At 33.3% G+C, this 7,812-nt stretch carries 6 protein-coding genes; 1 reads left to right on the top strand and 5 read right to left on the bottom strand.

Translation table 11 applies throughout. From position 1 onward, the window contains the following. Positions 1-168: 168 nt before the first annotated feature. The gene (locus tag FLACOL7796_RS05885; protein ID WP_173969898.1) at positions 169-1,599 is read right to left on the bottom strand and encodes a CCA tRNA nucleotidyltransferase; all 1,431 of its coding nucleotides are present in this window, start codon (positions 1,597-1,599) and stop codon (positions 169-171) included. Between the two features lie 476 nt (positions 1,600-2,075). Between FLACOL7796_RS05885 and yaaA the strand changes: the two genes are divergently transcribed. Further along, positions 2,076-2,834 carry a peroxide stress protein YaaA gene (yaaA, locus tag FLACOL7796_RS05880; protein WP_173969897.1) on the top strand — a complete coding sequence of 253 codons (759 nt, stop codon included), beginning with the start codon at positions 2,076-2,078 and terminating at the stop codon, positions 2,832-2,834. Positions 2,835-3,061: 227 nt separating this feature from the next. Here yaaA and FLACOL7796_RS05875 read toward each other — a convergent pair whose 3' ends face one another. Genes FLACOL7796_RS05875 through FLACOL7796_RS05860 form a run of 4 tightly spaced genes read right to left on the bottom strand, consistent with a single transcriptional unit; the run spans position 3,062 to position 7,683 of the window. After that, the gene (locus FLACOL7796_RS05875; RefSeq protein WP_173969896.1) at positions 3,062-4,648 is read right to left on the bottom strand and encodes an MDR family MFS transporter; all 1,587 of its coding nucleotides are present in this window, start codon (positions 4,646-4,648) and stop codon (positions 3,062-3,064) included. Positions 4,649-4,652: 4 nt separating this feature from the next. After that, positions 4,653-5,732 carry an HlyD family secretion protein gene (locus FLACOL7796_RS05870; RefSeq protein ID WP_173969895.1) on the bottom strand — a complete coding sequence of 360 codons (1,080 nt, stop codon included), beginning with the start codon at positions 5,730-5,732 and terminating at the stop codon, positions 4,653-4,655. 12 nt (positions 5,733-5,744) lie between these two features. Beyond that, on the bottom strand, positions 5,745-7,064 hold the full coding sequence (locus tag FLACOL7796_RS05865; protein WP_173969894.1) for a TolC family protein: 1,320 nt from the start codon (positions 7,062-7,064) through the stop codon (positions 5,745-5,747). After that, positions 7,054-7,683 carry a TetR/AcrR family transcriptional regulator gene (locus FLACOL7796_RS05860; RefSeq protein ID WP_173969893.1) on the bottom strand — a complete coding sequence of 210 codons (630 nt, stop codon included), beginning with the start codon at positions 7,681-7,683 and terminating at the stop codon, positions 7,054-7,056. Before FLACOL7796_RS05860 ends, FLACOL7796_RS05865 begins: the two co-directional genes overlap by 11 nt. Between the last annotated feature and the right edge of the window lie 129 nt (positions 7,684-7,812).

Here is a 7,812-nt window from a genome sequence, read left to right as displayed (position 1 = left end):
ATATTAAAACGATTATTATATTCGAAGCAATACAAATCAGTATAACCGACCATTTATATTTAGTTTTTATGAAATCTAACCTATTATTTAATTCTCTAAAAAAAAGAAAATATGATAAAGCTATAATGGTAAGAAACAGAATAAAAAATAAATACGTTACTTGATCCATTATTTTTTAAGTGTTAGATTTAACTTTTCTGCTCTTTTAATTACAAAATCATAAGCTGCCTGATATTCATTTGGAATATCGCCTTCTAAAATGGCTTCTTTTACCGCTTCCTTTAAAACTCCAATTTCTCGCGAAGGTTTTAAATCGAACATTTCCATAATTTCTTCACCTGAAATTGGTGGTTGAAAATTACGAACGTGATCGCGTTCTTCAACTTCTACAATTTTCTTACGAACGATTTCGAAGTTCTTATGATATTTCTTGAATTTCGATGGGTTTTTGGTAGTAATGTCAGCTTCACACAATGTCATTAAATCCTCTACATCTTCGCCAGCATCAAAAACCAAACGACGAACTGCACTATCTGTTACAATATCCTGTGCCAAAACAATTGGACGGGAACTCATAATAACCATTTTTTGCACAAACTTCATTTTGTGGTTTAAGGGCATATGCAAACGCTCGAATATTTTCTTTGCCATTTTTCCACCAAGAAATTCATGTCCGTGAAAAGTCCAGCCTTGTTTTTTGTTGAAACGTTTTGTTGGTGCTTTCCCAATATCATGCAGCAAAGCCGACCAGCGTAACCAAACATCATCTGTATTTGGGCAAATATTATCTACAACTTCGAGAGTGTGATAAAAGTTATTTTTATGAGTATGACCTTCAATTTCTTCGACCTGATTCAAAGCCGTTAGCTCAGGAAGAATAATATCTAAAAGTCCGGTTTTATATAAAAGTAAAAATCCTGTTGAGGGTTTAGACGTAGATAAAATTTTGTTTAATTCGTCTACAATTCTTTCGCCAGAGATAATTTTAATACGATCTGCATTTTTTGTGATGGCATTCAGTGAATTTTCTTCGATTTCGAAATTCAATTGCGTTGCAAAACGAATAGCGCGCAACATTCTCAAAGGATCATCAGAATATGTAATGTCAGGATTTAATGGTGTTTTGATCGTTTTATTCTCTAAATCGGCCAAACCATTAAAAGGATCAGAAAGATCTCCAAATGTTTTTTCGTTTAGTGATAAAGCCAAAGCATTGATGGTAAAATCACGTCGGTTTTGATCGTCTTCAAGAGTTCCGTTTTCTACAATAGGATTTCGGCTGTCAAAATTATAAGATTCTTTTCGGGCACCCACAAATTCGATATCGGTATCTTCAAAACGCAACATGGCTGTTCCGTAGGTTTTAAACACCTGTACTTTTGGTTTTTTAGGAAGCAATTCAGAAACTTTTAACGCCAATTCGATCCCGCTACCAACAGCAACAACATCAATGTCTTTTTTTGAACCACGATTTAAAAGCAAATCCCGAACAAAACCTCCAATAACATAACTGTCAACGTTGAGTTCCTGAGATGCTTTCGAAATTATTTCGAAGATTTTATGTTGTAATGCTGCTTTATAGTTTGTTTGTATAGCCACGAATTTCACTAATTTTAAATATTACATTTCTTTTCTTGAAGAGAATGAAACGTCTGCAAATTTACAACATAGAAAATGCCTATAATAATGTATTGTTGACTTTTTTGAACAATTTCACAGTTTGACGGCTAGAATTTTATCAAAATAAAAATCGTTGCCACAAATTGCACGAATTTTCACGAATCATAATGAATTAATTAAAATAGAAATTAGTTATAACTAGTGTAATTCGTCGCGAAAAAAATATAGCCACAGATTAAAGGATTAAATGGATTTAAAAAAAAATGTAGAAATCTTTTATCCCGATAGCTATCGGGAGTGGAAAAAAAATCTTCGCAATCTTAATGAAAAAAATAATTAGTGGAAATTCGTGCAATTCGTGGCGGAAAAAACTATGCAGCAATAAAACAAATCAATTACAATAATATTTTTTTAGAAATTCAATTTGTATTTTTGAATTCTATAAAAACGCACACATGAAAATTGTTATATCTCCCGCGAAGTCATTAAATTTCGAAAAAGAATTACCTACTCCTCAATATACAGAACCAGCTTTTTTAAAAGAAGCACGTCAGGTTCACAAAGTTTTAAAAGATAAAAAACCATCTGAATTATCTGAATTAATGTCAATCTCAGATAAACTATCAGATTTAAACTGGAAAAGAAATCAGGATTGGAAAACCCCTTTTACTCCTGAAAACGCGCGTCCGGCAATTTATACTTTTGATGGAGATGTTTATACCGGTTTAGATGCTTATACAATTCCGCTTGAAAAATTAGATGTTCTTCAGGATAAACTTAGAATTTTGTCTGGTCTGTATGGCGTTTTAAAACCATTAGATTTGATGCAGGCATATCGTTTAGAAATGGGAACTAAATTACCTATTGGCGAGTACAAAAATCTACACGAATTCTGGAAACCAACCGTTACTAAAGCTTTGAACAAAGAATTGGAAAAAGGAGAATTGTTTGTGAATTTAGCGAGTAACGAATATTTTTCGGCAGTAGATGTTAAGGCTTTAAAAGTTCCTGTTATTACTCCGGATTTTAAAGATTATAAAGACGGGAAATTAAAGATTATCAGCTTTTTTGCTAAGAAGGCGAGAGGTATGATGGTTCGTTATATTATCGATACTAACGCCGAAACAATTGATGATTTAAAAGGCTTTAATTACGAAGGATATCATTTTGATGCCAATCTTTCTGAAGGGAATCATTTGGTTTTTACGAGATAGATTTCTTTTTTAAGGTGCTAAGGCTCTAAGTGGCTAAGGTTCTGAGTTTTTTTGAGATTCGAAAACTCGGATTATATTGTAGGGAGGGATTTTAATCCCTTCAGAGTCCAAATATTGTAAGCAGGATTTCAATCCCTTCGGACTATCATAAATATAATTTTATTCATAAAATAAAAAGCCGGACTAAATAAATAGTCCGGCTTTTTCGTATTATAAATCAATTATTATTAATGCATTGCATCAGCAGGATTAATTTTGTTTTTTCCTTTTTTAATGAAAAGAATAATTGGTATACAGAATAAGAACATGATCCCCAGATACATAAATATATCCATGTACGACATCACTGTACTTTGTTTTAAAACGGCGTAATCTATTGCCTGATAGGCTTTTTTAAGGGCAACATCGGCACTATAACCTTTAGCTTCAAAAGCTTTTTGCATTCCTATTATACGTTGTTGCACCTGATAATTTGCAGGATCTAAATTCGTTAATAAATTAACTCTGTGTTCCTGGCTTAAACGGGTGATAAAAGTGGTAATAATTGCAATACCAAATGAACCTCCTAATTGTCTCATCATTCCGGTAAAAGCTGCTCCTTCACCAATATGTTTTCCTTTTAATGTAGAAAGCGAAAGTGTTGTAATAGGTACAAAAAGTAATCCTAAACCAATTCCTCTTAAAATCAAAGGCCAATACATATGTTCAACTCCTGTATCAGGTGTAAGGCGATTTCGCATCATAAAAGTAAAGAAGAAGAAAATTAAAAATCCTACTCCCACCATATATCCTTGCGGAACTCCTTTTTGAATCATGTTACCCACAAATGGCATCATGATCGCTGTTGTAATCGAACCCGGAATCAATAATAATCCGGCATCAGTTGCAGTCCATCCTAAAATAGATTGCGTATAAATCGGGATGATCAAAGTCGATCCGTATAAACCGAAACCAAGAATAAAACACATTACGGTTCCAATTCTTAAGTTTCCGTCTTTTAAAACACTTAAATTTACAATTGGATATTTATATGTCAGCTCTCTCCAGACAAATAAAACCAATCCAAGAACTGTAACAACACTTAACGTTACAATTGTAGAATCGTTAAACCAATCGTCTTGTTGTCCGTGCTCCAGAACGAATTGTAATGATCCAATAAAAGCGGCTAATAATATAATTCCCCACCAGTCAACCTGATTTGCTTTTAATTTTTCTCCGTATTTCGGACTTCTTACAAAAGTAAGCGCCAGAATAGTAGCAATAATTCCTAACGGAATGTTGATATAAAAGATATAAGGCCAAGAATAATTATCTACTAAATATCCTCCCAAAGGCGGACCTAAAGTTGGACCAACAATTACACCCATACCATAAATAGCTTGTGCCATACCACGTTTTGCTACCGGATAACTTTCGGTAATAATAGTCTGGGCTGTTACAAGCAGGGCACCACCACCCATACCTTGTACAAACCTAAAAGCGACCAGTTCCCAAATATTACTGGCATTACCACACAAAAAGGAGCAGACTGTAAATATTATGATAGAAGCCACAAAATAGTTACGTCTTCCAAATTGCTGCGAAAGCCAACTCGTCATCGGAATTACAATAACATTCGCAATTGCGTATGCTGTAATTACCCAAGCCACATCAGTCAAAGTAGCACCAAGGCTACCTCGCATGTCAGTTAGTGCTACGTTTACAATCGTTGTGTCTACAATTTCTAACAGTGCACAAAGTACTGCCGTAATCGTGATAATTACACGTCTGTAACCGTATTCTACTAAATCGTCATCTCCTTGTACTGCTGTCATTATATTATTTTAAATGTACGTCTACGTCAACATTCATTCCTGGTCTTAGTAATTTTACTTTTTCAGGATCGTTTGATTCATCTAAACTAATTTTTACCGGTAATCTCTGAATTGTTTTTACGAAGTTTCCTGTTGCGTTATCAGGAGGTAACAATGAAAAACGTGATCCTGTTGCAGGAGAAAATGAAGTTACAGTACCTTTAAATTCGTAATTAGGGTAAGCATCAACTTTTAAGCTTACTTTTTGTCCTATAACCATTTTGTTTAATTGTGTTTCTTTAAAGTTAGCCACAACCCAAGCCTCATTATTATTAATGATATAAAATAAAGATTGTCCTGGCTGAACCAATTGTCCTGGCTGAATATCTACTTTAGAAACCTGACCGTCAATTGCTGCAGTTACAACTGTATAACTAAGATTTAAATGCGCAACATCAAGCATTGTTTTTGCTTTTTTGATATTTGCAGCAGCAACTTCTGTTTGTTTGTCTGAAACTTTAGATTTTGACTGAATTACAGATTTTTGGTAAGAACTTGCTCTTTGTTGATCTTGTAAAACACGTACTTGGTTTTCTGCTTCGTCTTTTGCAGCCAAAGCCTGCTCATATTGTTGTTTTGTAATCGTATGAGTTTTATACAAATTATTATAACGGTTATAATCGTTAGTAATTTGTCTCAATCTAATTTTAGCACTTTCGATAGATCCTGTTGCAGATTTCATTTGAGCATCAGAAACTGAAATACTTGCATTAGCACTTCCAATATCTGCTTTTGAAGCTTCGTATTGACCTTCAGCACCTAATAATGCAGCATTTGCTTCGTCGATTTTTAATTGATAATCTCTTTTATCGATCGTAAATAAAGTATCTCCTTTTTTTACAAAGTCATTATCTTTTACATACACTTTGCTAATATATCCTGAAACTCTAGGAATAATTGGATTCATTTTTTTCTCAATCTGAGCATCATCTGTTTCTTCGTGGGCTTGGGAGTGCAAGTATTTTGATATTCCGTAAGTTCCGCCCACTAAAACCAACACGGTTAGTATGATGATGAATTTTTTATTTGTTTTTTTCTTTTCCATGAGAGCTATCGATTATATTTTAGAAAGATTGAATGATTGTGATAATTGTCCTGATACTGAAAGTAATTCGTAATATTTTTGAATAATAGTTGCTTTAGACACAGCAGTATTAATTTTAGCGCTTAATTGCTCAACATCGGCCTCAACCAAATCATTGGTATCAGCTAAACCATTGTCGAACTTGTCTTTTACAAGTCTGTAATTTTCAGATGCTTGTTGAAGCGCTTCGTCATAAACCACACTTTGATTAATAGCCAGGTCATAATCTTCAATAGATTTTTGAACTTCAACTTTAATACGATCTGTCATTACCGCTTCTGTATTTTTAACTTCAAGCGCTCTGCTTTCAGCTTCTCTTACGTGAGCACTATTTTTGTAAATTCCAGAGATATCATACGTTAAACCCAAACCAAAGTTCATGGCATATTTTACCGTAATAATATCTTTAAGGTCTAATGCAGTATAGCCACCAAGTAATGCTAACGTAGGGTAATATGCTGCTCTTGCAACTTTAATATTTGCTTCAGAAGCTTTTTGTTGAAAACGAATTGCTTCTAAATCTTTTCTGTTTTGTAATGCTACAGCATCAGATGTTGGCGCATTGCTGGTTTTTAAATTAAAGAAATCAGCTTCATTAACCTGAAGTTTTGTGCTCGGATCTAACTTAAGTAAAGTAGTCAGATAAAAGTTGATGTTATTAAGGTTGTTAGTAGCTTCATCAATAGATAATTGCGTTTTTGAAACTAGTAATTGAGACTTCAATAAATCATTTCTTGGGATGATTCCGTTTTTCTCTAATTCAATAAAATCAGTAACACGTTGTTTAGCGCTTTTTTGATTTTCGTTTAAAACATCCAAAGTTTTTTGAGCCTTATACAGAGCAGTATAATAAGTAATAACTCTTAAAGCAACATCTTCTTTTGTTTTAGCAGCATTTGCATTTTCAGCTTCATATAAGTTATCATATGCATTAATGCTATTTTGAATTTTAAATCCTGCAAAAAGAGGAAGGCTTAAATTTGCCATTCCAAGCATTGCTCTGTCAGGAGACGCTAAAGATGCACCTTCGCCCTGATTAGGCATATCAATCGACGCTTTTGTAAGACGCTGGTATTGCCCGGAAACTTTAATATCCGGAAGTTGATTGTTTTTAACCTCTTGTAATTCGTACTTTTTTGTGTTTACCTTAGTGCTGGCAAGCGTAACTTCGTTACTTTTTTCCCAGGCCAATTTAACGGCTTCGTCTAAGGTTAAACTTGTTTTTTCTTGTGCTTCTACTGAAGATATTCCGATAAAGAAAACTCCAAAGAGCATTAATTGACTAATTTTCATAAACAAGTAGCGCTTTTATAGTTTGTTGAATGTGCTTTGTAAGACTGGTTTTAATGTAATTGTTAAACATTTCTTCTGTTTTTAAATCCAATAATTCTTCGAAGAAAGACCGATTCATGTGAAAGTGAAAAAAGGTTCCAATAATCGTAGGCGTAATAAGAGGAATAATAATATCCTTTCTAAAAACACCTTTTTCCTGACCCTGAGTAATAATACTCTCCAGAGATTTTAGATTTCCTTTTTTTAGTTCCGTAAAAGCGATCATGCTTTTTTCTCTCTTTTTAGCATTAAGTTCAAAATGCAATACTCTGTAAATCCCTTTGTTAAGGCAGATTCTGTTAACGTAAATTTCGATTAATTTATTGACTTTTTCGACAGGTTCGAGATTTTCTTGCAATAAATTTTCGAGTTGTAGTTTTAAATCAGAGGTTTTATAAAGAATTAAAGCCTCGAGAAGTCTTTCTTTAGAACCAAAATAATACGAAACCATGGCAATGTTAATTTTTGCATGTTTTGAGATATCTCGTATAGAAGTTCCTTCGAATCCTTTTTCAGAGAATAGCTTTTCAGCAACCTCAAGAATTTGAATTTTTTTATCGTTTAATTCGAAGTTTGACATGGTATTGTTTCTAATCGGGTACAAAATTAAACAAGCGTTTAAATTAAACAGTCGTTTAATTTTATTTTAACATAATATTAACAGAAAACCATGTAGTGATTTTATCCTTTTTTTATCAAAATATTAAAG

Origin of the sequence: Flavobacterium bizetiae, assembly GCF_902804475.1 — a bacterium.
Taxonomy (GTDB): Bacteria; Bacteroidota; Bacteroidia; order Flavobacteriales; family Flavobacteriaceae; genus Flavobacterium; species Flavobacterium bizetiae.
This window is presented reverse-complemented; position numbering and strand designations above follow the sequence as displayed.

Bases quoted from the DNA above. Each gene is read 5' to 3' on its own strand.
- yaaA (WP_173969897.1), top strand. From the start codon at position 2,076: ATGAAAATTGTTATATCTCCCGCGAAGTCATTAAATTTCGAAAAAGAA.
- FLACOL7796_RS05875 (WP_173969896.1), bottom strand. From the start codon at position 4,648: ATGACAGCAGTACAAGGAGATGACGATTTAGTAGAATACGGTTACAGA.
- FLACOL7796_RS05870 (WP_173969895.1), bottom strand. From the start codon at position 5,732: ATGGAAAAGAAAAAAACAAATAAAAAATTCATCATCATACTAACCGTG.
- FLACOL7796_RS05865 (WP_173969894.1), bottom strand. From the start codon at position 7,064: ATGAAAATTAGTCAATTAATGCTCTTTGGAGTTTTCTTTATCGGAATA.
- FLACOL7796_RS05860 (WP_173969893.1), bottom strand. From the start codon at position 7,683: ATGTCAAACTTCGAATTAAACGATAAAAAAATTCAAATTCTTGAGGTT.